The organism is Campylobacter concisus (genome assembly GCF_003048605.1).
GTDB lineage: Bacteria > Campylobacterota > Campylobacteria > Campylobacterales > Campylobacteraceae > Campylobacter_A > Campylobacter_A concisus_BM.
On record NZ_PIRX01000003.1, the window covers coordinates 127,634 to 150,399 of the forward strand.

Annotated in this window: 24 protein-coding genes; 7 read left to right on the plus strand and 17 right to left on the minus strand. The window is 39.4% G+C overall.

The genetic code is table 11. The annotated features are described in order from the left end of the window. Positions 1-54: 54 nt before the first annotated feature. Genes CVS86_RS03080 through glyS form a run of 4 tightly spaced genes read left to right on the plus strand, consistent with a single transcriptional unit; the run spans position 55 to position 4,096 of the window. Positions 55-534: a tRNA (cytidine(34)-2'-O)-methyltransferase gene (locus CVS86_RS03080; RefSeq protein WP_107790934.1), complete on the plus strand. Its 480-nt coding sequence runs from the start codon at positions 55-57 to the stop codon at positions 532-534. After that, positions 531-1,925 carry an endonuclease/exonuclease/phosphatase family protein gene (locus tag CVS86_RS03085; RefSeq protein ID WP_107790935.1) on the plus strand — a complete coding sequence of 465 codons (1,395 nt, stop codon included), beginning with the start codon at positions 531-533 and terminating at the stop codon, positions 1,923-1,925. Before CVS86_RS03080 ends, CVS86_RS03085 begins: the two co-directional genes overlap by 4 nt. Before the next feature lie 3 nt (positions 1,926-1,928). After that, positions 1,929-2,081 carry a hypothetical protein gene (locus CVS86_RS09865; protein WP_162141601.1) on the plus strand — a complete coding sequence of 51 codons (153 nt, stop codon included), beginning with the start codon at positions 1,929-1,931 and terminating at the stop codon, positions 2,079-2,081. Beyond that, positions 2,078-4,096, plus strand: coding sequence for a glycine--tRNA ligase subunit beta (gene glyS, locus CVS86_RS03090; protein ID WP_107790936.1), 2,019 nt, complete (start codon positions 2,078-2,080; stop codon positions 4,094-4,096). The genes CVS86_RS09865 and glyS overlap by 4 nt, the downstream gene beginning before the upstream one ends. 41 nt (positions 4,097-4,137) lie before the next feature. Here glyS and CVS86_RS03095 read toward each other — a convergent pair whose 3' ends face one another. Genes CVS86_RS03095 through alaS form a run of 6 tightly spaced genes read right to left on the minus strand, consistent with a single transcriptional unit; the run spans position 4,138 to position 11,611 of the window. Next, the gene (locus tag CVS86_RS03095; RefSeq protein ID WP_107790937.1) at positions 4,138-5,712 is read right to left on the minus strand and encodes a phosphoethanolamine transferase; all 1,575 of its coding nucleotides are present in this window, start codon (positions 5,710-5,712) and stop codon (positions 4,138-4,140) included. Between the two features lie 56 nt (positions 5,713-5,768). Then, complete coding sequence (locus CVS86_RS03100) at positions 5,769-6,083, minus strand: helix-hairpin-helix domain-containing protein (RefSeq protein WP_107790938.1); 315 nt, start codon at positions 6,081-6,083, stop codon at positions 5,769-5,771. Between the two features lie 8 nt (positions 6,084-6,091). Beyond that, on the minus strand, positions 6,092-8,020 hold the full coding sequence (locus CVS86_RS03105; RefSeq protein ID WP_107790939.1) for a transglycosylase domain-containing protein: 1,929 nt from the start codon (positions 8,018-8,020) through the stop codon (positions 6,092-6,094). Beyond that, complete coding sequence (gene maf, locus CVS86_RS03110; protein ID WP_107790940.1) at positions 8,017-8,559, minus strand: septum formation inhibitor Maf; 543 nt, start codon at positions 8,557-8,559, stop codon at positions 8,017-8,019. Before maf ends, CVS86_RS03105 begins: the two co-directional genes overlap by 4 nt. After that, positions 8,559-9,056: a 3-isopropylmalate dehydratase gene (locus CVS86_RS03115; protein WP_103646818.1), complete on the minus strand. Its 498-nt coding sequence runs from the start codon at positions 9,054-9,056 to the stop codon at positions 8,559-8,561. Before CVS86_RS03115 ends, maf begins: the two co-directional genes overlap by 1 nt. Beyond that, positions 9,053-11,611 (minus strand): alanine--tRNA ligase, encoded by a 2,559-nt coding sequence (gene alaS, locus CVS86_RS03120; RefSeq protein WP_107790941.1) that lies wholly within the window; start codon positions 11,609-11,611, stop codon positions 9,053-9,055. Before alaS ends, CVS86_RS03115 begins: the two co-directional genes overlap by 4 nt. 170 nt (positions 11,612-11,781) lie before the next feature. Here alaS and CVS86_RS03125 point away from each other — a divergent pair, with 170 nt between their 5' ends. From CVS86_RS03125 to CVS86_RS03135, 3 genes are read left to right on the plus strand one after another with little or no spacing between them, the layout of a single operon-like run. Continuing rightward, positions 11,782-12,651, plus strand: a complete 870-nt coding sequence (locus CVS86_RS03125) for a Gfo/Idh/MocA family protein (protein ID WP_107790942.1) — start codon at positions 11,782-11,784, stop codon at positions 12,649-12,651. After that, positions 12,651-13,604, plus strand: coding sequence for a ferrochelatase (hemH, locus tag CVS86_RS03130; RefSeq protein ID WP_107790943.1), 954 nt, complete (start codon positions 12,651-12,653; stop codon positions 13,602-13,604). The genes CVS86_RS03125 and hemH overlap by 1 nt, the downstream gene beginning before the upstream one ends. 47 nt (positions 13,605-13,651) lie before the next feature. Next, positions 13,652-14,113, plus strand: coding sequence for a response regulator (locus tag CVS86_RS03135; protein ID WP_103630300.1), 462 nt, complete (start codon positions 13,652-13,654; stop codon positions 14,111-14,113). 88 nt (positions 14,114-14,201) lie between these two features. On the opposite strand, the gene CVS86_RS03140 is transcribed toward CVS86_RS03135, so the two are convergent. The 11 genes from CVS86_RS03140 to CVS86_RS03190 all read right to left on the minus strand — a co-directional run bounded on the left by CVS86_RS03140 (position 14,202) and on the right by CVS86_RS03190 (position 22,766). Further along, positions 14,202-16,034, minus strand: coding sequence for a peptidoglycan D,D-transpeptidase FtsI family protein (locus tag CVS86_RS03140; protein WP_021085499.1), 1,833 nt, complete (start codon positions 16,032-16,034; stop codon positions 14,202-14,204). 8 nt (positions 16,035-16,042) lie between these two features. Then, complete coding sequence (gene fliE, locus CVS86_RS03145) at positions 16,043-16,336, minus strand: flagellar hook-basal body complex protein FliE (protein ID WP_002941937.1); 294 nt, start codon at positions 16,334-16,336, stop codon at positions 16,043-16,045. After that, positions 16,336-16,836 (minus strand): flagellar basal body rod protein FlgC, encoded by a 501-nt coding sequence (gene flgC, locus CVS86_RS03150; protein WP_012139981.1) that lies wholly within the window; start codon positions 16,834-16,836, stop codon positions 16,336-16,338. Before flgC ends, fliE begins: the two co-directional genes overlap by 1 nt. An 8-nt stretch (positions 16,837-16,844) precedes the next feature. Continuing rightward, positions 16,845-17,279 carry a flagellar basal body rod protein FlgB gene (gene flgB / locus CVS86_RS03155; RefSeq protein ID WP_009294075.1) on the minus strand — a complete coding sequence of 145 codons (435 nt, stop codon included), beginning with the start codon at positions 17,277-17,279 and terminating at the stop codon, positions 16,845-16,847. Between the two features lie 62 nt (positions 17,280-17,341). Next, positions 17,342-17,938 (minus strand): thioredoxin, encoded by a 597-nt coding sequence (locus tag CVS86_RS03160; RefSeq protein ID WP_107790944.1) that lies wholly within the window; start codon positions 17,936-17,938, stop codon positions 17,342-17,344. Between the two features lie 8 nt (positions 17,939-17,946). After that, complete coding sequence (gene smpB / locus CVS86_RS03165) at positions 17,947-18,399, minus strand: SsrA-binding protein SmpB (protein WP_035142320.1); 453 nt, start codon at positions 18,397-18,399, stop codon at positions 17,947-17,949. 14 nt (positions 18,400-18,413) lie between these two features. Continuing rightward, a complete protein-coding gene (locus CVS86_RS03170) occupies positions 18,414-19,157 on the minus strand; it encodes a 4-(cytidine 5'-diphospho)-2-C-methyl-D-erythritol kinase (protein ID WP_107790945.1) in 744 nt (247 codons plus the stop codon). Then, positions 19,154-19,384, minus strand: a complete 231-nt coding sequence (gene csrA / locus CVS86_RS03175) for a carbon storage regulator CsrA (RefSeq protein ID WP_002941828.1) — start codon at positions 19,382-19,384, stop codon at positions 19,154-19,156. The genes CVS86_RS03170 and csrA overlap by 4 nt, the downstream gene beginning before the upstream one ends. Then, positions 19,378-20,199 carry a tRNA pseudouridine(55) synthase TruB gene (gene truB, locus CVS86_RS03180; RefSeq protein WP_107790946.1) on the minus strand — a complete coding sequence of 274 codons (822 nt, stop codon included), beginning with the start codon at positions 20,197-20,199 and terminating at the stop codon, positions 19,378-19,380. The genes csrA and truB overlap by 7 nt, the downstream gene beginning before the upstream one ends. Further along, positions 20,196-22,265 carry an ATP-dependent helicase gene (locus tag CVS86_RS03185; protein WP_107790947.1) on the minus strand — a complete coding sequence of 690 codons (2,070 nt, stop codon included), beginning with the start codon at positions 22,263-22,265 and terminating at the stop codon, positions 20,196-20,198. The genes truB and CVS86_RS03185 overlap by 4 nt, the downstream gene beginning before the upstream one ends. Positions 22,266-22,316: 51 nt before the next feature. Then, positions 22,317-22,766, minus strand: a complete 450-nt coding sequence (locus tag CVS86_RS03190) for a hypothetical protein (RefSeq protein WP_107790948.1) — start codon at positions 22,764-22,766, stop codon at positions 22,317-22,319.

A 22,766-nucleotide genomic window follows, 5' to 3' on the forward strand; every position in this document is an offset into this window, starting at 1 on the left:
CATTTTGGCTAAAATAAAGCAGTTTATAACACTTTTTAAGGCAAAAATAAATTTATGTTTAACATAGTCCTAGTCCATCCTCAGATACCGCAAAACACCGGAGCTATCGGCAGAATGTGTGTAAATGCAAATTTAAAGCTGCACATTATTAAGCCAACGGTCTTTGATCTGAGCGAAAAGGCGGTTAGACGTGCTGGGCTTGATTATTGGAAAATTTTAGATCCAAAAATTTGGGAGAGCCTAGATGAGTTTTTACAGGCAAATTTAAGCTACAAAGAGCGATTTTTCTTTGCTACGACTAAGACAAATAGGCTTTACTACGACGCTAAATTTGAACCAGGGGATTTTATATTTTTTGGCGGAGAGAGCACGGGTTTGCCAAGAGAATTTATGGATATAAATTTTAAAAATGCCATAACGATCCCGATGGGAAAAGAGGGCAGGAGCTTAAATTTAGCCATGAGTGCTGGCATTATCGCGTATGAGGCGATCAGGCAAAACATCTCTAAATTTGACTTTAGGAGCGAGGTTTGAGAGCGCTCTTTGCATTGGTTTTTGCCGTTTTGATGGCGTTTGCAAGTGAGATAAGTATCGCAACTTACAATGTGCAAAATTTATTTGACTGCAAGGATGATGGCAGCGAATATCCTGACTTTAAATCTAGCACTTCAAAGTGGGACTGCGAGGCGGCTAGCTCAAAACTAAAAAGAACAAGGCAGGTCATAGACGCTATAAATACCGATATCATCGCACTTGAAGAGGTCGAAAACGAGCAGGTTTTAAAGGCTTTGGTTGATGGCAGCGAGTATAAATTTATAGCCTTCAGCAAGGCAAAAAACTCTCCAGTCGGACTAGCTCTTGTGTCAAAAATAAAGCCAAGTGGCAGTGAAATTTTTGAAGTGCCAAATGTAAAAACTAGAAACATTTTAAAGGTCGTTTTTGAGGTGGAGGGTAAGAAATTTAGCGTTTTTGTTAATCACTTCCCAGCTTATAAAAACGGCATAAATATGCAAAAAAAGGCCGAAAGAACGCTAAGAGCGGCTCTTGGCAATGAGCAAAATGCCATAGTTTTGGGCGATTTTAACTCACCTTATGGGCAAAAATCTATCTTAAACGATATCATCGCAACTCGTGGATTTTACGATCTTTATAGCTTTTTAGCCCCAAAAGATAGATACTCTCACGCAGTCCATGGCAAAAAGCGTGCCATTGATCACGTTTTGCTCTCGCCTAGCTTTATGGCAAATGGCGATCTAAGCTACATTGATGGCAGTTTTGAGGTCTTTAAGCCAAGCTTTGTGCTTGATGAGCATGGCTTTGCAAAGAGTGATCTTTATTCAGATCATTTTGCGCTTAAATTTAAAATCTCAACCAAACCAAGTCCTGCTAAAAGTGGCATGCTTGCAAATGAAAATTTAAAAAAAGAAGCTAAAAAAGTAGAGGATCAAAACTACAAAAAAGCTGATATAGAGACGCTTTTTGAGCATCCTGAGGATGTGCCAGTGCTAGTTGAAAGAGCTGTTGTCATCTTAAAAGATAAGCATGGCTTTATTGTTTCAAAAAATCGCCGTGGAATTTACGTTTTTGATCCTAAAAATAGTGTCGGTGTGGGCGATGAGCTTGACATTTTGATCAGGCGAGTGAAATTTTACAAAGAGGCGCTTGAAGTAAGTTCTTATGAGATCATAAATGAGCATGGCACAAAAGATGTGAGCGAAAATTTACTTGATAGCTCAAAGCTAAGCATTGCAAGAAGCGGCGATGTGATCGCTAAAATTTCAGGCAAGCTGGAGAGTGGATACTTGCATACGCCATATGGTAAGATCAGAATTTATAGCAAAAAAAGGCTAAAAGATGGCGAGTATAGCTTTGAGCGGGCGAGGGTGAAAATTTATAAAAACGAAAAAGAGATTGTTGTGGAGTAGATGGTGCAAATTTTAGATATTTTTATGATCGCAGCGTTTGTTTTGTTTGTTATATTTATGATAAGAGGCGTCATTTTGCAGGCGCAAGAGAAGGAGAGAGCAAGAGAGATGATAAGAGAAAAAAGAGAAAATTTTAATAAAAAGAGTGAGATATGAAAGAGTTGTTACTAGAGATCGGAGTCGAGGAGCTCCCAGCGATACCATTTTTAAGGGAGCTGCCAAACATCAACGCTAAATGGCAGGCTGTGCTTGAAAAATATAACATCAAAAGCGAGTTTAAATTTTACTACACGCCGCGCCGTTTGGTCTTTTTCCATGAGAAATTCCCGCAAGCTCAGCCAGATAGCGTGGCTAGTTTTGTCGGTGCACCAAAGCAAGTAGCGCTAAAGGACGGAGCTTTTACAAAGGCTGCACTTAGCTTTGCAAATAAATGTGGCATAAGCGAGAGTGAGCTTAAATTTAAAGAGATAGACGGCAAAGAGGTGCTTTACTACGAAAAAGAGGTGAAGGGCGAGCCGGTTGCTAAGATAATGGGCGATATGGTCGAGGAGTTTTTAAAGAGCCTTAGTTTTGGCAAGTCTATGCGCTGGGGCAACGGCGAGTTCGAGTTTATCCGCCCGATAAGATCGTTTTTGTGTTTGCTGGGCGATGAAGTCATTAAATTTAACAAATTTGGCGTAGAGAGTAGCAACTCTACCTATCCTCACAGAAGCGTTAGCTACGACAAGATAAAAATTTCAAATATAAAAGAGTATTTTGATGGCTCAAAGAGCCGTGGCGTCGTGCTTGAAGCGGATGAAAGAGAAAAAATAATCTTTGATGAGTTTGAAAAGATTAGCCAAAAAAGTGGGCTAAAGATCGAGATAGATAAAGAGCTGCTAGCTGAAGTAGTGGCGATCACTGAGTATCCAACAGCGCTTCTTGGCTCGTTTGAAGAGGAGTTTTTGGAGGTGCCAAGCGAGGTCATCATCACTTCTATGAAAGAAAATCAGCGCTACTTCCCGGTCTTTAAAGATGGCAAGCTCGCAAATGGCTTTGTTGTCGTTAGTAACGCCATCACAAAGGACTACTCGCTCATTATTAAAGGCAACGAAAAGGTGCTAAGAGCAAGGCTAAGTGATGCGATGTTCTTTTGGCAAAGCGACCTTAAGGCAGAATTTAGCCCAGAAAAACTAAAAAATATAACCTACCTAAAAGAGCTTGGAAGCATCTACGAAAAAGAGCTTAGAGAGCTAAAAGTGGCTAAAAAACTTGCTAGCAACTATGGTGAGCTACTTAAAAAAGAAGCTGGCGACTACGCGGCTAAGCTAGAGCGAGCTGTGATGCTAAGCAAGGCTGATCTTACAACGCAGATGGTTTATGAATTTACCGAGCTTCAAGGTATCATGGGTGCTTACTATGCAAAGGCTAAAAATGAAGATGAAAACGTCGTTTTAGCCATAAAAGAGCAGTATCTGCCAGATGGCGAGGAGGCGCAGTGCCCAAGCAAGGTCTTTAGCTCGGTTGTTGCGCTTTCAAATAAGCTTGATACGCTAATGGGGCTCTTTAGCATCGGCAAAATACCAAGCGGCACCAAGGACCCATACGCTCTAAGACGCGCAGCAAATGGCGTGATAAAGATCGTTTTGGCGCATAATTTGAAATTTAACGTAAAAGAAATTTTAGAAGATATCGCAAAAGATTATAAAAAATTTGATGTTGAAGTGCTTATAAATTTCATCCTTGATAGGCTCTACACCTTCTTTGACGCAAACGCTTCTATCGTAAAAGCTTGCATAAAAAGCGGAGAAAAGGACATCTTGGAGCTAACTAAGATGATAGAGGCACTTGCTAAAATTTCAAGCGAGCCAAATTTTAGGGAGAATTTCTCGACATTTAAGCGCCTTGCAAACATCATAAAAGATGATAAATTTAGTAAGATCGATGAGAGCCTCTTTGAGATAGATGCTGAAAAGGCCTTAAATGATGCGTTTAAGGCGGTTGATAAGGGCCTAGCGTATGAGCCAAGACTAAAAGCGCTATTTGCACTAAAACCGCAGATAGATGAGTTTTTTGACAAAGTTATGATAAATGTTGAAAACGAGAAAGTGCGAAATAACCGCGTCGCGATCATCGGTCAAATTTATAGCGAGATACTAAAAGTAGCTGATATAAAAGAGATCAGCTTTTAAATTTGCGCCAGCTTCGGGCTTTGCCTAGGCTGGCTTTAAATTTACTTCTTAAAAATATCAAATTCTGGCTCGTAAGCCTTAGTTTTTACCCCAAAATATCCAAGCACTGAGCTAAAGACAAAATCATGCGAAAGGCTCTCATCTTTTTTAGCTTTTAGCCTTTTTAAAAGCTCGCTATCGCTTGAAAATACGATGGCTGGGATATGTTTTTGCTCATCTGGAGCGATGGAGTAAGGCAGTCCGTGTAAATATATGCCATTTTCGCCTAGGCTCTCTCCGTGATCTGAGAAAAAGAACATGGCAACTTCAAATTTATCTTTTCTTGCTTCAAGGGCGTTTATTAGCTCGCTTTGTAGATAGTCCTCGTATAAAATGGTGTTGTCATAGGTGTTTGCTATCTCGTCTGGCGTGCATTTGTTTAGCTCGGCGGTGTCGCATGTTGGGGTGAATTCTTTAAATTTGCTTGGGTAGCCTTTGTAGTAGATAGGGCCATGTGAGCCTTGCAAATGTAGCACGATAAAGGTAGTGGAATTTGCATCTTTTATGACTTTTTTTGCCTCATCAAATATCACTTCATCAAAGCCAGCTGCTCTGTGCTCTGAAGTGTGGTTTTGATCAAGATTGTCGCAAACGCCTTTGCATCCGCCACTATTGTTGCCAAAAAAGTATGTTTTTATGCCAAGTTTATTGATGATATCAACTAAATTTTCACGAGCTTTGGCTTCGCGGTTGCTAAAATTTTCTCGCTTTAAGTCTGAAAATAGGCAAGGCACGCTAGTTTCTGTCGCAGTTCCGCATGAGTAAAAATTTGTAAAACTTACCACATCTTTTTGTTTAGTAAATTTGTTTGTATCGTTTTTAGCGTAGCCATTTAGTGAGTAGTTTTTACTTCTTTGTGTCTCGCCAACTATCAAAACTAAAATTTTCTTTTTATCGTTAGTAAGAGTTGCGTCATCTGCCACGTAGGTAAAAGGGAGTGGTTTTTGAAGCAAAATTTGAGCTAGCTTTATGGCAGAATATACTGGATAAGATGGGAGTAAGACTGTCTTTAAGTAAATGTGTTCTCTAAAAAATGGTATGAAAATTTTTGAAGTTAGTGAAAAAATAATAGCGATAGTAACGATTGAAAAAGTGATAATCTTTAATCTAATTTTTAGACTATTTTTAAAGCTACCATAATTGATTTTTACGAAAATAACATAAATGCATGGCAAAATAGTGGCAAAGACAAACCACAATACTAAATTTATGCTTAAATAGCTAAAAGCTTCTTTATTATCAGTATGAAGAACGTTTAGTAGCATCTCTTTGTTTATGATAACGCCGTAATTTGACATAAAATAAGAGCAAATTGAACTAACAATAATTATAAAAATAGCAAATGGCTTTAATAAATAAGGTAAAAGCACAATGCAAAAAACGCTTGCAAAAAGCGAAGCAAGAAATATGCACATAATTATGAAAAATAGAGCAGAAAAAGAAAGCGAGTTTGTTTCTAGAAATCCTAGAAAAACGCCCTTATATAAAAATATATGATTTATAAAAAGCATATATATTATAAATAAAGTTAAAAATTTAAAAAAAACTACTTCTCTAGCTCTATTGATATTTATCATTTAAAGATTCCTTTCAGTTAAAGCATTTTTTAAAAATTTAAATTTTTAAATTAAAACTATTTTTTCTTTTTCTTGCTTTTTAGCTTCTTACTTTTTGACTTCTTTTCAGGCTCAGTCTTTTTCGCCTTTTGGCTATCTTTTACACTAAGTTTTTCTTTGACTTTTTGCATGTCGTTAAAGCCGATGCCCTGAACCTTCTCAAGCTCCTCGATACTTGTAAATTTATGAGCTTTTCTATACTTTATGACATTTAGTGCTTGGCTTTTATTTAGCCCAAGGCTCATTAGCTCGCTCTTGCTAGCTGTGTTTAGATCAGCGCTGTATGCAAGGCTTGCAAGCGCTAGACAAAGTAAAATTTTTAATTTTTTCATCTTATCTCCTAAAATAATAATCCATCGTTTTCTTGATCTTGAATGATGTCATTTGTTGGCGTATTTTGTGGCAACGGTGAGTCGTTTGTGTAGTACTCGTCAGCGCCGTTAAAATATCCTTTATAAACGCCCTCTGGCTGCTCAAATGCGCGCCTTAAGGTTGGATAGAGCTTGACGTAGCCCTCCATAAATTTCTTAAAGACAGGCGCCGCTGTCCTGCCGCCGCCCTCGACCTTTTTCATAGGACTGTTATCGTCGTTTCCGTACCAGATGATGGCCTCGATATCAGGTGAGTAGCCGCAAAACCAAGCGTCGATGTTGTTATTTGTCGTGCCAGTTTTGCCAGCGATCTGCACGCCATTTACCTTTGCGTTGCGTCCGGTGCCGTTATTTACGACGTTTTGAAGCAATGTTGTCATCAAAAATGCCTGCTCAGGTTTTAGCACCTGCTTCTTTTGAGGCTCATAGTCCATCGACGCGCCAAAGCTATTTTCTATGTGCTTAATGAGTGTAGGCTCGACCACTTCGCCGTCGTTTGGAAACATCGAGTAAAATTTCGCAAAGTCAAGTGGTGAAATTCCAAAGCTACCAAGTGCGATTGATAAATTTTCAGGGATATCGTTAAAGCCCATATCCGTAAGCTGTTTGCGAACTGAGCTAAGACCAAGATCGTTTAATAAATTTATGGTTGCTAGGTTGCGAGACTGGGTTAAGGCTGATTTTATCGTGATGTAGCCCTGAAAGCCGCCGCTATAGTTCTTTGGCGTCCATTCTTTGCCATTGCCCATATCAAATGTCCTAGCGATATCAGCTACCTGAGAGACGACTGAGTATCCGCTATCAAGGGCTATTTGATAGATAAATGGCTTAAAGCTTGATCCTGGCTGGCGCTTGCTCTGAGTGGCGCGGTTGTAGCTACTTTTTGCGTAGTCGATGCCGCCAATTAGAGCTAAAATTTGTCCGCTTTGTGGATGAGTGACGACGATAGCGCCATTTAGTATCTCTGGATTTGCCTTCTTATCTCTTTTTAAAATTTCATTGTAGCCATAGACTAGAGCGTCCTGAGCGATCTTTTGCACGTTTAGATCGACGGTGCTTTGTATCTTGTAACCGCCAGTTTTTATATCGTCAAATTTCTTTGAAGCCTCTTTTATGATCTCATCGACCACGTAAGGAGCTTTGTTGCGTGTGAGCGTATCGTCAAAGACTGCTGGCTCTTCAAGTACGCCCTTGCGGTACTCATCCTCGTTTATCCAGCCGATGCTATACATCCTTTCAAGCACCCTGTTTGCGCGGCTAAGCGAGAGGTCAAGGTGCTTTGTAGGGTCATAGGTACTTGGCGCTTTTGGCATGCCAACTAGCATCGCTATCTCTTTTATGCTTAGCTCATTTAGCTCTTTTCTAAAGTATCCCTCCGCAGCCGTTTTGATGCCGTAGTAGCCGTGCCCGAAATATACGTGATTTAGGTATCTTTCGATGATGTCCTCTTTGCTAAGCTCGCTTTCAAGCTTCATAGCAAGCACGACTTCTTTTATCTTTCTTGTAAATTTCTTCTCGCGGCTTAGGGCTAGGTTTTTTATGAGTTGCTGAGTTAGCGTAGATGCGCCTTCTACTAGCTTTCTAGCCTTGATATCCTTTATCGCTGCTCTTGCCATGGCTTCTACGTTGATACCGCCGTGCTCAAAGTAGCTCGTATCCTCGATAGCCACGAGCGCTTCGATGACACGTGGCGGGATGTCGTTATACTTTACGTAAATTCTATTTTCTTCAAAAATATTTGCGATAAGCTCGTTGTTTCTATCAAAAATTTGTGTCGCAAGCTTTGGCTTGTAGTCAATGATGGTATAAGCGTCAAATCTCACCTGCGAATAAAAGTATAAAAACGCTCCGCCAAGTGCGATGGCAACTACAAAGATAAATGCCAAGATATATTTCATAAAAATGCCTTTAATATTTTTAAATTTAGCCCCATTGCCGTGCTTGTCTCGCCGTGCTGGGAGATGATGTATTTTTTATTAAAATTTTCTATCGTCATGGCTCCGGCTTTGCCCTGCCACTCGCCACTTTCTAGGTAGCTTTTTAGATCTTGCTCGCTAAATTTAGCAAATTTATATGTAGTCTTGCTCACATTTATAAGCTCAAATTCGCCTAAAAATATCATCGCCGTATAGACGCTACACTCATTGCCACTTTGTAAATTTAGCATAGCAAGTGCCTCGTTTTTGTCATTTGCCTTGCCTAAAATTTTATCCCCACAAGCCACGCAGCTATCTGCAAAGAGTAAATTAAAAAGCTCTTCATTTGCCCTTAAAAACTGCTCTTTTTTAGCTTTTACGACGTTTTGGACGTAAATTTCAGGTTTTAGCTCTTTTGCTATCATGCTCTCATCAAAGCTGCAAGAAATTTGTTTAAATTCTATCCCAGCATTTTTTAGTAAATTTGCCCTTGTTGGCGAGCTAGAAGCAAGAGTGATCATCAAAAGCCCCTATAACTCACGCCAAGATAGACAGCCGCAAGCGATGCTAGTAAGTTTAGAGGCGTGAAGTAGTAGATGATGACGATTAGGCTTTCGTTTAGCTCGATCATCTCGTGCGATCTTAGAGTTTTTAAAGCCTTTTTGTATCTATAAAAGATGTAGCTTAAATTTAAGAGTAAAAATAGCTCTATCGCCCATTTGGTCGCTACTATGGCGCTTGCCATCGGATTTTGCATTTTGCCATCATCAAAGCAAAAGATCATTATCAGGCTAGTTAGCGCGATGCCAAGAACTAGCGCAAAGATGGCTAGTCCAAAGCGTCTTATGATGTGAAGCAAGATGTGATAGCGTTCTTTATCTTCAAATTTATTTTTTATAAAATAGCTTCCAGCAAGCACTAAACCAGCTTGTAGCCCTATAAAAAGAGCTACGAAACTAATGTGCAAGAAGATGATTAGTTGATCAAATTTAAAAAAAGCGATCTCTTGATGAATCATTTTTCTAAAGCTTGCCTTGCATACTCAAGTGAGCTTTTTATGGCATCTTCAATGGCTAGAGCATTTTTGCCGCCAGCTGTTGCAAAGTCGTCTTTGCCACCGCCATTGCCGCCTAAAATTTGCGCTGCAAATTTAACCCAAGCACCAGCTTTTAATGGAGCATTTTTCACGCCAGCTGCAAGAGAAATTTTACCATCTTCATCTGTTTGGATCAGCAAAATAGCAGCCTTTTCATGCCCATTTTTAAACTCATCTATCAAAGTTTTTATGTCGCCACCATTGATGTGTGCCACACAAAGCTTGGTATCATTTACATTTGTAAAGGCTAACTCCTGAGAGCTTTTAGCGTTTTTTAGCTTATCTTTTAAGCCCTTTATCTCGCCTTTTAGTTTCTTAACGGCATTTAGTGGCTCTGTGCTTTTTAGCTCGTCTTTTAGCTCTTCAAGCTCAGCTCTAAACGACCTTGCTAAATTTAGCGCAGCCCTTGAGCAAACAGCCTCTATACGCCTAACGCCAGCGCTTACACCGCTCTCTTTTGTGATGAAAAATGAGCCGATCTCGTCTATATTTTTTACGTGTGTGCCGCCGCAAAGCTCTTTGCTAACATCTCCAAAGCTCACAACTCTTACTTTGCTGGCATATTTTTCGTTAAATAGTGCGATCGCTCCACTTTTTTTAGCCTCTTCAAGCTCCATAACCTGCGTTTTTGCACTTGCACCGTCTAAGATCCACTCATTTACAAGGTTCTCAACCTTTGAAATTTCTTCGCTAGTAAGCGCCTTTGGATGAGAGAAATCAAACCTTAGCCTATCTGCCTCGACGTTTGAGCCAGCTTGAGCAATGTGTGTGCCAAGTACGCTTCTAAGGGCTGCGTGAAGCAAGTGTGTAGCGCTGTGATGACGCGCAGTCTCCGCTCTGTCGCTGCCCACTTCAAGCTCAACTTCGTCGCCAACTTTTAGTGCCACGCTAGTTTTTACTAAAGATAAATTTAGCCCATGAAATTTTTGCGTATCAAGCACATTTGCTTTGCCTACTATCTTACCGCTATCGCCGCACTGACCGCCACTTTGAGCGTAAAATGGAGTGACATCAAACATCACCCAGCCCTCTTTGCCAGCATCTAGGCTATCTACATTTTTAAATTCTTCATCAAGTAGGGCTAGAATTTTACTTTTACTCTTAAGCTCTTCGTAGCCTATAAATTTATTCTCGCCAAATTTCTCAAGTAGCTCTTTAAAATCACCCTTCGCACTCTTGTCGCCACTGCCTTTCCAAGCAGCTTTTGCACGTGCTTTTTGCTCGCTCATAAGCTCATCAAACCTTGCTTCATCGACTTTTAGGCCCTTTTCTCTAAGCATATCAGCCGTTAGATCAAGTGGGAAGCCAAATGTGTCATAGAGCTTAAACGCAGCCTCTCCGCTAAAAATTTCTTTTGTATTTTTAAGCTCACTCTCAAATAGTTCAAGTCCGCTTGCGATAGTCGCTAAAAATCTCTCTTCTTCAAGTTTGATCTGCTCTTTTACAGCCGCTTTTTTATCGTTTAGATAGGTGTAGTGTCCGCCCATAAGCTCACAAACTTTATCGACAAGCTTATACATAAATGGCTCTTTTATGCCTAGCAAGTATCCATGGCGGATCGCACGGCGTAAGATACGGCGAAGCACGTAGCCACGGCCTTCTTTGTCAAATGTCGTGCCTTGAGCTAGTAAGAATGTGACTGAGCGGATGTGATCACTTATGACGCGGTAGCTAGCGCCACTTTCATAGACGTATGGCTTGCCACAAAGCTTTGCTACTTCGCTAATTAGTGGCATAAAAAGTGTGCTATCGTAGTTGCTAAATTTACCCTGCAAGATAGCAGTAACGCGCTCAAGTCCCATGCCAGTATCGATGCTTGGCTTTGGCAGTGGGCTTAGTTTGCCATCCGCGCTTCTTTCATACTGCATGAAAACAAGGTTCCAGATCTCTAAAAATCTATCGCCATCGCCGCCCATGTAATCTTCAGGTGTGTTAAAGTGTTCAGCGCCTTGATCGTAAAAAATTTCACTGCAAGGGCCGCATGGTCCAGTATCGCCCATTTGCCAGAAGTTATCGTGGTCGCCAAAGCGGTAAATTCTCTCTTTTGCGATGTGAGTGCTCCAAATTTCAAACGCCTCATCGTCGCTTTCATGAACGGTTACATAAAGCTTATCTTTTGGTAGTTTTAGCACCTCTGTGACAAATTCCCAAGCGTAAGAGATCGCCTCTTTTTTGAAGTATTCGCCAAAGCTAAAGTTGCCAAGCATCTCAAAAAAAGTGTGGTGGCGCGCTGTGTAGCCGACGTTATCAAGGTCGTTGTGCTTGCCTCCAGCTCTTATGCAGGTCTGACAGCTAGTGCGGATAGGTGGTGTTGGGCGTGGAACTTCGCCTGTGAAAATGCTCTTAAATGGCACCATACCAGCATTTGTGAAAAGTAGTGTTGCATCGTTTGGCACGAGTGGCGCAGAAGCTACGACTTCGTGACCTTTTGATTTAAAAAAATCAAGATATGCCTTTCTTATATCTAAATTTTGCATTTTTATCCTCGTTAGTTTTAAAATTTTGCTTGATTTTAGCCAAAATTCGTTTGCGAAATTCTAAAAAGAGAAAAAATAGTGATATTTTGAAAACTATCTCTTGTTTTATCTATTTAAAAGCGATTTGTAAATAAAATAATTAAAAATTTCTAAAGTTTTAAAGGGTGAATGTGAAGCTAAAAATCGGCATTATCGGCTATTGCAGCACAGGTAAAAAACATTATTTAGAGCTTAGACGCTCAAACGAGTTTGAAATTTGTGGCATTTTTGACAAAGACAATGTTGATGAGTTTTGCAGAGCTGATTTTTATACTGATTTTAAAGAATTTATAGAGGTTGCCCAGCCTCAAGCAGTCGTGCTTTGCTCGCCAAGAGAGGAGATGGTGGAGGCATTTTGCCAGTGTGCAAAATATTGTCAAAATATCCTCATCTCACGCCCAGTTTTTAAAAGTATCGCAGATCTTAAAGAGATAAAATATGCCGCTAAAACAAACAAAACTAGGGTTTGCACGGGAATTTCTGAGCGTTTTAATCCAACTATCTTGTCACTTAAAAAAGCACTTTTAAAAGAAGAAGAAATTTATAGCATTTCTATCGCACATTTTAAGCCACTTTGCGACGGAAATATCATAAATGAGCTCTCAGTTTCTGACATCGACCTAGCAAAAAATATCATAAATTCTGAAGTCAGCGACTTTTACTACACTCAAACAAACAAGACAAATGCCAAAAGTGCCGATAACGTGGCGATAAGCTTTAAAAGTAAAAATCAAATTCTAGTGCATATCACAAACTCATTTTGTGGCTCACTAGAGCGCTTTAAGATAGAGGTAAATGCGAAAAATGGCGTCTATTTTGGCGATCTCATCGATCACAAGCTTCATCAAGTGAGCGAAAATGGACAGATGAATTTAAAGATAGATACAAATAATAGCGAGCTAAAAGCGCAATACGAGGCCTTTTACGATCTTTGCCAAAGTGGCGAGAGCAGCGAACTTTCAAACATCGATGACGCGATAAAAATAAGAGAACTATTTTGATGAAAAAAGCTCTTTTGCTTTTAAATATGGGCGGTGCAAACAGCCTTGATGATGTCGAAATTTTCTTAACAAATATGTTTAATGACCCATATATTTTGGGTATAAAAAATAAATTTTTAAGAAAATTTGTAGCTTTCATGATCACAAAAGGCAGGCTAAAAACTGCGAAGCACAACTACGAGCAAATAGGTGGCAAGTCGCCACTTTGCGAGCTTACTGCTAAGCTTTGTGAGAAAATTTCAAGCCTTAAAAGCGAATTTGACGCGGTTGATTTTGCGATGAACTACACTTCGCCATTTGTAAAAGATGTGCTTAAAAAGTATGAAAAATTTGATGAGATAGTGCTTTTGCCACTCTATCCTCATCACTCACAAACTACGATAACTTCGAGCTTAGCTGATTTTAAAAAGGCAAAAGAGGAGCTTAATTTTAAAGCTAAAATTTCACTTTGCGAGCCATTTTATGATGATGACGCTTACAATAAGATCATTGTCTCTCATATCCAGGGAGCGGTAAAAGATATCGATATAAGCGATATTAGCCTCATCTTTTCAGCTCACTCTTTACCCCGCAAGATCATAGAAAAGGGCGATATCTACGAAAAACACATAAACGAACATGTGCAAATTTTAGGCAAAATGCTAAAAGAGCAGGGGCTAAATTTTAAAGATGTGAGCCTTGCTTATCAGTCACGTCTTGGCCCAGTTAAATGGCTAGAGCCATCACTAAACGAGGCTTTGGCAAAGTGCGAAAATAAAAAAGCGCTTATCTATCCGCTCTCTTTTTGTATAGACAACTCTGAGACTATTTTTGAGCTAGTTATCGAGTATGCTAAGCTTGCTAAAGAGCTAAATTTTAGTTTTTACAAAGTCGTTCAGTGTCCAAATTTTAGTGATGAATTTGCTAGTTTTATCCTAGAAAAGTCAAAAAACGCTAGAGAATTTAGCCTTTAGGAATAAATCTTGCTTATAAAAAGCATCTCAAATTTAAAAGGAGATGTATGAAGGTTCAAAATAACGATATTATCGATTATTTGTTGCAGTCAGGCTCAGGCAAAGCTAAAGATAAAAAAAATAGTTTTGATGAAATTTTAAGTCTAACGCTTGATAAGATCACGAGCGAGGCAAAGGTTTCAGATAGGCTTGAGCAGTTTAAGAAAAGGCTTACAGAGATTGGTGCTGCTGGCTTTATAAATGAGCTAAATTCAAACAAGATAGAAGAGAAAATAGCTCAGAAAAAAGAGGAGCTAACTGAGCTTTTAAGCATAAATGATCCGACCAAAACGCAGGATCAAAAAAATGAGCTACTTAAAATAATGGATAAAATTTTAAGTGACTACCGCAAAGAGCTAAACATGGCACTTACTAGCCAAACACTGCTTGAGAAGCAAAATAGCCTTGGCAAAAATACAAATAATTCTGTAAATTTAAGCTCTGTCTTAAATGAACTTGGACTTGCATAAATTCTGGATTTAGGCCACTTGCCTAGATCCAAATTTCTACTTTAAACCCTAAATTTGAAATTTAATATTTTTATCTTAGAAGTTAAATTTAATCTAACGCTGGTTTTTGCTTTGCTTTATCGTTTTTAAGCTTATCTTTTTTAGCTTCAAACTCAGCTATGACATTAGGATCTGGAAACAAATAACCATCTTCAACCATTAGATCAACGGCCTTTTTAAATGTCGGCAACGCACTTTGCGCACCAAAGTAGTAGTAAGGCTTTTTAGGGTCTCTTGCTAAAACGCCTATGGTGTAGCTGTTGCCTCTCGTGTCATTTACAAAGCCAAAAAACGAGCCATTATAGGTGTTGCTATATCCGCCTTTGCCAGAAGCGATGTGTGCGGTGCCAGTTTTTCCGCCTATCTCAAGACCTGGCGTAAATGCCTTTAAACCAGTGCCTTTTTCAACTGTTTTTATCAAAATTCTCTTCATTATCTTTGCGGTCTCTTGCGAGATGACCTGTGCTGGCTCTGCTTTTGGCAGATCGTAGCGCTTGCCGTTTCGCTCCAGATATGCCACCATGTGCGGCGTCACCTCTATGCCTTTGTTGTTAAAGGTGTTATAAGCTTTCAAAAGCTGCATAAATGTCGCTTGAAGGCCGTATCCGTAGCTAACTGTCGCTTTATAGGTCGATGAGTTTAGTTTAGTAACCGTTGGCATCATACCTACTTGCTCGTATGGCAGGTCGATGCCAGTCTTTCTTGAAAAGCCAAAATTTAAAAGCCCTTGATAAATTTGCGGACCATTTAGGCGTTCTACTAGCTGGATCATACCGATGTTTGAGCTGTGTACGATGATGTCTTCAGCGCTCATAAATGGCTCTGGGTGGGTATCTTTGATGATCCTTTTGCCTAGCTGATAGCGACCATTATAGGTATTTACTAGTTCAAAAGGATTTACCTTTTTTTCTTGAAGCAGTATGGAGAAGATAAATGGCTTAAAAACCGATCCAACCTCGTATGCATACTCGCTTGCGCTCGAATTTAGCGCGCTGTAGTCTTGCTTTCTTATATTTGATGGATCATATCTTGAGCTAGAAGCTAGGGCTAGAATTTCTCCATTTTTGCTATTCATTATGCAAATGATTAGCTCTTTTGCGTCTAGAAATTCACGTTTTTCATCTAAAATTTGCTCTAACTTAGTTTGAAATTTAAGCGGTACAGAAAGCACCGCGTTGTAGCCATCAACCCTCGTTGCTAAATTTGAATCGCTGGTTAAGATTATATTGTTGCCGATATCACGCGGGCCAAGGATTTTGGCGTTTTGTATCGGAGCTAGGTAGTCCTCGTAGTATCTCTCAAGCCCTTTTACACCTTTGCTTTTGGTAAGTGCGTCGCTCTCTGTTTTGCTCACGTAGCCAATAGCTGGCGTTAAGGCGTCTTTTGACATAAATTTACGGTTTTGACCGCTCTCCATCACGCGCATACCTTGAAACGAGGCAAGCCCAGTCTTTGGATCAAGATATGAGATCAAAATGCCCTTACGGTTTAGCTTTCTTGAAAGCTCTTGAAGGTAGGTAGCGCCCTTTGCGTCGATGCTATAAGAGAGCGTGACAAGACCTTTTGTGCCGTTTATGATCTTTCTTACTTTGTTTGGATCATCGCCGCTGTAAAGCGAGTAGAGCTTGATGAACATCTCTTTTTTGTTTGGATCGATGTTTCTGGTGTCAAGCATCACTTTGTAGAGTTTTTGGCTTGATGAGATGCTAAAGCCGTCTTTTGTGACGATATTGCCACGGATTGCGGTATTTACGTCGCTTGTTTGAAGCTTAGGAAGCTTTCGCTCGATGCTTGCTCTATAAAATATAACGAGCACAAAGATTGAAATTCCAAAAGTAATTAATAAAAAAAGTATGGTTATTTTTGATTTTCTGGAATTCATTCAATGGCTTAAATTTGCGTTCTTGAAATTTCTTTGTATGCGCTTAGCGCTTTGTTGCGAATTTCTAGCATAAGCTTCATGCTGGTCTCTGCCTTGCCTATGGCGATAGCTGCTTGGTGCAAGTCTTTTACCTCGCCAGTTGCAAGATCAGCTATGGCTTTATCGGCGTTTATTTGAACTTTGTTTAGCTCTTTTAAAGAGTCGTTTAGTGCGTTTTCAAAGCCGCCTTCTTCGCCCGCTTTTGCTATTTTGTTTGAATTTTCGTTTTTGTTTAGCTTATCTAAATTTATGCTATTTATCATTATGCTTGTCCTGAAATAAGTGATATTGCACTTTGTGCTATTGTTTTTGCGTTTTGAAATGACGCTACATTTGCTTGATAAGCCCTTGTCGCCTCAAGCAAGTCAGCCATTTCGATGACTGGGTTTATATTTGGAAATGCGACGTAGCCATTTGCATTTGCGTCTGGGTGGCTTGGGTCGTATTTTAGCTGAAAGTCCTTGTCATCGCGCACTACTTTATCTACGATCACGCTAGTTAGGGCAGGGTGAGCGTTTTTGGGTGAGCTTGGATCATCTAGTGGATTTTCATAGTCAAGCAGACTTTGTGAGTTTTTAAGCTGATCGTTTAAAATTTTATCAAAGTTCATCTCTTTAAAGATGACCTCTTGTCTTCTGTAAGGACCGCCCTCGGCCGTTCTTGTGGTTTGAGCGTTTGCTATGTTTGAGCTGATGACGTTCATCCTGAAGCGTTGCGCGCTTAGTCCGTATCCGCTAATATCAAAATCATTTAAGTATGACATCATCTCTCCTAGTTCTTAGCACTTGCGTCTATTACGCTTTTAAAGATATTGCCCTGAGCCTTGTAGGCGCTATCAAGGGCGTTTATCATAACTGTGTTTTTGCCCATTTCTGTTGTCTCAACATCAAGATCAACCGTGTTTGCGTCGTTTCTAGCCATGTGACCATCGCGCAAGAAAATTTGAGCTGTGTCGCTTTTTGGAAAATCAACCGCAGCCATGTGCGCTTCGTTTGTTTTAGCTAAATTTAGTTTTTTGCTCTCTGAAACGTTGTAAATTTCATTTGCTTTTTCTCTTAAAACATCTTCAAATCTTACATCTCTAGCCTTGTAAAATGGCGTATCAACATTTGCAAGGTTGCCAGAGATAAGTTTTTGGCGTAGCTCTCTGCCTGCAAGGGCTGATTCGACGAGCGGGCTAGATTTTGATCTATCTAAAACAAACATTTAAAGTCCTTCTAAAATTTCACACTTTTATAAGCAAATGATGTTCCAAATATAAGGCAAATTTATTTTGTTTCATAAATTTTTGCCAAATCTTCTTTCATTTTTGTGACTTTTATGCCGCCAAGATAGTATTTAACTCCGTATTGTCCACTATCTACGTCTGTTAAAATTTGATATTCGCCGTTTTTTATCACCACTTTAAAAGGTAGTGCGATCTCGTGTTTGTATTCGATATCTCTTACGATCTGCTCGGCAAGCCTGTCATTTATCTTTTGATCGTTTGTTATGAAGTAGTAGGCGTTAAATTTTTGCATAAATTCATGCAAAACATACTCATTTGTGACATTTTCAAAGTGAGTTAGTCCGATTAGTGTAAATTTATCTTTGTTTTCAAGCTGATATTTTGTAAGTTCAGCCGCCTCTTTTTGGCAAGGTGGGCAAAATGTGCCAAAAATGTCGATCATTAAAACCTTATTTTCATCATTTTTGATAGCAAAGCCATGATCTTTTCTAACTAAAGTAAGCTCCTTGCCGCTCACATCTACAAGTTTAATCTCTTCATTTGGGCTAAATTCTTTAAAATTTCCACTGCTGCTCTCATCTTCGCCACAACCAAAAAAAGCAAATAAAGCGATTATTAAAACAAGTAAATTTTTCATCTTATCCCTTAAACATATCTTTTTATGGCAGCTCTTGCCTCTTTGTCTGCCTCGCGTCTTTTTAAAGTCTCGCGCTTGTCGTGTAAATTTTTACCTTTTGCAAGGGCCAGCCTTGCTTTTACGATGTTTTTATCGCTTAGATAAAGTGCTAAAACAACCAAAGTAAGCCCATCTTGTGAGACTTGACCGAAAATTTTATCGATCTGCTTTCTATGCATCAAAAGTTTTCTGGCTGCTCGCTCATTTGGACGAAATGCGCTGTGTGTAGTCTCAAGATAGCTGATATGAGCGTTTAGTAAGAAAAGCTCACCCTTTATGACGCGCACAAAGCTATCTTTTAAATTTGCTCTGCCAGCCCTTAGAGCCTTGACCTCGCTGCCTTTTAAAACGATACCAGCCTCAAAGGTCTCAAGTATGCTAAAGTCGTGCAAAGCTTTTTTGTTTTTCGCTAGATCTTTTATCAAAATTTTACCTTTTATTTTACGCTAAATACGCTACTGCCGCTGCCGCTTAGAAATTTATCCCTAAACTCGTTCATCTGTGGATAGAGCTTAAAGCATGGAGCAAAAAGATCGTTTAGCTCCTCGTTTTTATAAATTTCAAGTAGCTCTTTGCTCTTTAAATTTTGCATCTTTTTTGCAACATTAACGTCTATGTATTGTAAGAAATTGCTTCTAAATTCTTGATAAACCATCGGTGTGGAGCAAAAAACATTTGGCGTGAAAATATTTAAATTTGGCACTTCATCGTCAAATTCTTCTGTGATCTCGCCTATGCCGCTTACATTTGCTGCCCTATATCCACTTACAAAAAAGGCTACGTCTGCGCCGATTTTAGAGGCTATTTGCATCAAATTTTCGCATTTTATATTTAAATTTAGCTCGTCATTTACCATTAGTAAAAAGGTGGCAGCGTTTGAACTACCTCCTCCTAGACCAGCACCTATTGGGATTTGTTTGTTGATGATGATTTTATGAGAGCTAAAAAACTCATCTAGCTCGTTTGAAAAGCCAGCTTTTTTTAGCTCGTCTATCGCTTTTTGGATGATGTTCTCTTTTATCTCTTTGTTGTCGCATTCGATAGTAAAAGAATTTGACTTTTCAAAATAAATTTCATCAAAAAGCTGCTCGCAAAGAACAAAACGTGACAAAATTTCGTGGTAGTTGCCTCTAGTGCCAACTACCTTTAAAAAGACGTTGATCTTTGCAAAGCTTTTCATTTCTCGATTTTTTTCGCAAGCTCGTGGATATCGGCTTCGCTTGCTTTTTTGGTGGCGTGGATATTTTCGTTTTTGATATCGTTTGCCAGCTCGCTTCTTAGTATCATTGTGTTGCGCGGGGCCTCGATACCAAGCTTAACGGTGCTTTTTGAGATACTTACTACGACGACTTTTATGTCGTTACCTAGTAAAATTTCTTCGTTTTCTTTTCTTGCTAAGATTAACATTTTTCTACCTTGTTTAAAGTGTAATTTATAGTATCATCCATGATTTGGATTACGCTCATAAATTTATCATAATTTAGCAAATAAATTCCTTGTGTTTGTGTTTCAAAATCGTTAATTTTTAATTTCTTGCCGTCTAGTATGTTGTTAATGTCCCCAAAATACGTGTTTTGCTCAATATTTAAAAAATTGCAAATATTTAAAAATTTTTCATTTTCATAGCGAAATTTACCCTCACTTACCCTCTTTAATGAGCTTAAAGTTACATTATAACCAATTTTTTCCCCAAAAATTTCTGCATAAGAGCGGATGTAACTCCCCTCACTTACACTTAAACGAAGTGTCAAAAAAGGGTGTGAATAATTCAAAATTTCACTCTCATAAATTTCCATTGTCTCTGGCTTTAGCTCAAATTCTTCGCCACTTCTTGCTAGCTTATAAGCTCTTGTGCCATTTATATGTTTGGCACTAAATTTTGGCGGGATATAGCTTATCTTGCCTGTTAGCTCGCCTCTTATGGCTTCAAGCTTTTCTAAATTTAGCTCTTTTACATTTGAAATTTCAGTGATATTTTCATTATCCATGCTAGGACTGCTAGCTCCAAGCCAGATCGTCGCCTCATAGACCTTTGGGCTTTTGTCTAAAAATCTAAAAAATTTCGTATACGAGCCAAAAGCAACTATCAGACAGCCACTCGCAAATGGATCAAGCGTGCCTGAAAATCCAGCTTTTTTAACGCCATACTTTCTCTTTAGTCGTCCTAAAAAGTGGTTTGAGCTCATGCCAGCAGGCTTGTTTGCCACGAAAATGGCGTTCATACGGCCTTTTCCACGAAGCTTGACATGATCTCTCTTACATTGCCACCAAAATTTATAGTAAGTTTAAACTCTTTTTTGATCTTGCTAACCGCGCTCACCCTGCCGATACCAAAAATTTTATGTTTAACAAGGTCGCCTTTTTTAAATTCATTGCTCTGTTCGATAACTAGCGAGCCATGCGTGATACCGCTCTCGCTTAAAAATCTACTCTTATTTAGCCTCGTGCGCTGACCTTTGTAGAAGCGCGAATTTGCAAAGCTTAGGCTAAGTGTCTTTTTAGCTCTTGTTATCGCTACATAAGCAAGCCTGCGCTCCTCTTCGATGTCGCTGCCGTCGCCAATGAGCGGGAAAAATCCCTCTTCAAGGCCGATCACAAAAAGGTGCTCAAACTCAAGTCCCTTGCTCGCATGCACGCTCATGATACTAATAGCCTCGTCGCTGATGCCGTCTTGCTCGCTTGTTAGCGTGATCTCGTTTAAAAACTCCTCCAGATCAAAGCTTGGATTTTGCTTGATCTGATCTTTTAAAACAGCGTAAAACTCGTCGATGTTCGCCGCTCTTTCAGCTCCATCTGGCAAGCTCTCGTAGTATTTTTTTACGCCAAATTTAGCTTCAAATTTATCTATGAGGTCAAAAACTGAGCTGCTTTCTTGAAGCTCTTTAAGGTTATTTGCAAACTCAAGAAGGGCTGATTTTACCTTTTTACTAAAGGCTTCATCGTTATCAGAGATGTTTGAGATCGCCTCGAAAATGGAAATTTTGCCCTCAAATGCCATCTTTTCAAGCTTATCAAGGCTTACTTTACCAAGGCCGCGCTTTGGGCGGTTGATGATGCGTCTTATTGAAAAGTCGTCATTTGGATTGTTTATCAGCCTTAGGTAGCTTATGATATCTTTGATCTCGGCTCTTTCATAAAATTTAACGCCACCGACCATTTTATATGCGATCTGCTCTTTGTTTAGCCCATCTTCAAGTGAGCGAGAAAGCGCGTTTATGCGGTATAAGATAGCGATATCTTTTGCCTGCACGCCTTTAATTAAAAGCTCTTTTATATTTTTTGCGATCTTGCCAGCCTCGACACTCTCATCAAAGCTCTCTATCAAATTTACAGCCTCGCCTTCGCCCTTTGTGCCCACAAGCTTCTTGCCAAGGCGGTTGCGGTTATGATCTATTAGCTCGTTTGCAGCCTTTAGTATAGCCTCGCTCGAGCGGTAGTTTTTCTCAAGTCTGATGATCTTTACATCTTTAAATTGATCTTTGAAATTTAAGATATTATCTATCTTTGCACCGCGCCAGCCATAAATACTCTGGTCATCATCGCCTACTACGCAGATGTTTTCGTGGCATAGACAGAGTTTTTTTAGCAGTTTATACTGAAGATCGTTTGTGTCTTGATACTCATCGACCATTATATATTTGTAGCGGTTTGAAATTTCTCTAGCAAGATCTTCATTTTCGTCTAAAATTTTATATGTAAGCCCTAGTAAATCGTCAAAATCAACAAGGTTATTTGCCTTTAAATAGTCTTCATACTTTTCATAAATTTGCGCTGCTTGCTTGTAAAAGTTATCCTTGCTTTTGTCAAATGAAGAGAAATTTGCATTTTTATAGACCTCTTCGACGCTTAAAAGTGAGTTTTTATAGTTTGAAATTTCACTTGACAAAATAGCCGTGGCGACTGGACTTTCAAAGCTTTTGATGATGCGTTTTTTATCGTCTGTGTCGATTATGACGAAGTTGTTTTTTCTACCAAGCTTTTCTATGTAGAGCTTTAAAAACAAAAGTCCAAATTTGTGAAATGTGCAAAGAAGCGGCGAGTAGTTTTTGCCGCTTTGGCTTAGCATCGCCATGGCTCTGCTACGCATCTCGTTGGCGGCTTTGTTTGTAAAAGTAAGAGTTAGCGTGTTTGCCGCATCTATGCCAACCTCGCCGATGAGATAGGCAAGCCTAGTCGTGATCGTCTTTGTCTTGCCACTGCCAGCACCTGCAAGTATGAGCATCGCACCGTCTATGTGGGTGGCTGCTTCGCGCTGGGCTTCGTTTAAATTTGATAGTAAATTTTCCATTTTTCGCTTTTTAAATTTTCTTTTGATTTTAGCCAAAAATGCTTAAAATTACTATTTTTTCTTAAATATATCTTTATTTTTTGGGTTTTGCAAAAAGACTGAGGCTGATTTTTTAGCGTGATCGACTTGCTTCTCTTTTGGCTTATAAATGGAGAAATTTACAAGGATCGGGCTATTTTCAACCAAAATTTGAACCACCGCACCAAGTGGAAATGATACCACTGAGGCAAAATTTTCACTACCAAAGCCAGCCTCAAAGCTAAGCTCATCTTGTGTTAGCCTAGCACTCTCAAGCGTGTAGCCACCAAGTGAGAACATAATGACTGGCATGCTAAAGCCACTGCTTATCTCATCTGGCAAGCTAGGCTCAAATCTAACTAGCGGTAAATTTGCCATAACTGAGAAATTTAGCCCCTTTTCAAGTAAAAAATCAATGCACTCATAGACGTGCATCTTCATCAAAAGCGCAAATTTCTCATCGTCTAAAATTTCGTCTAACAT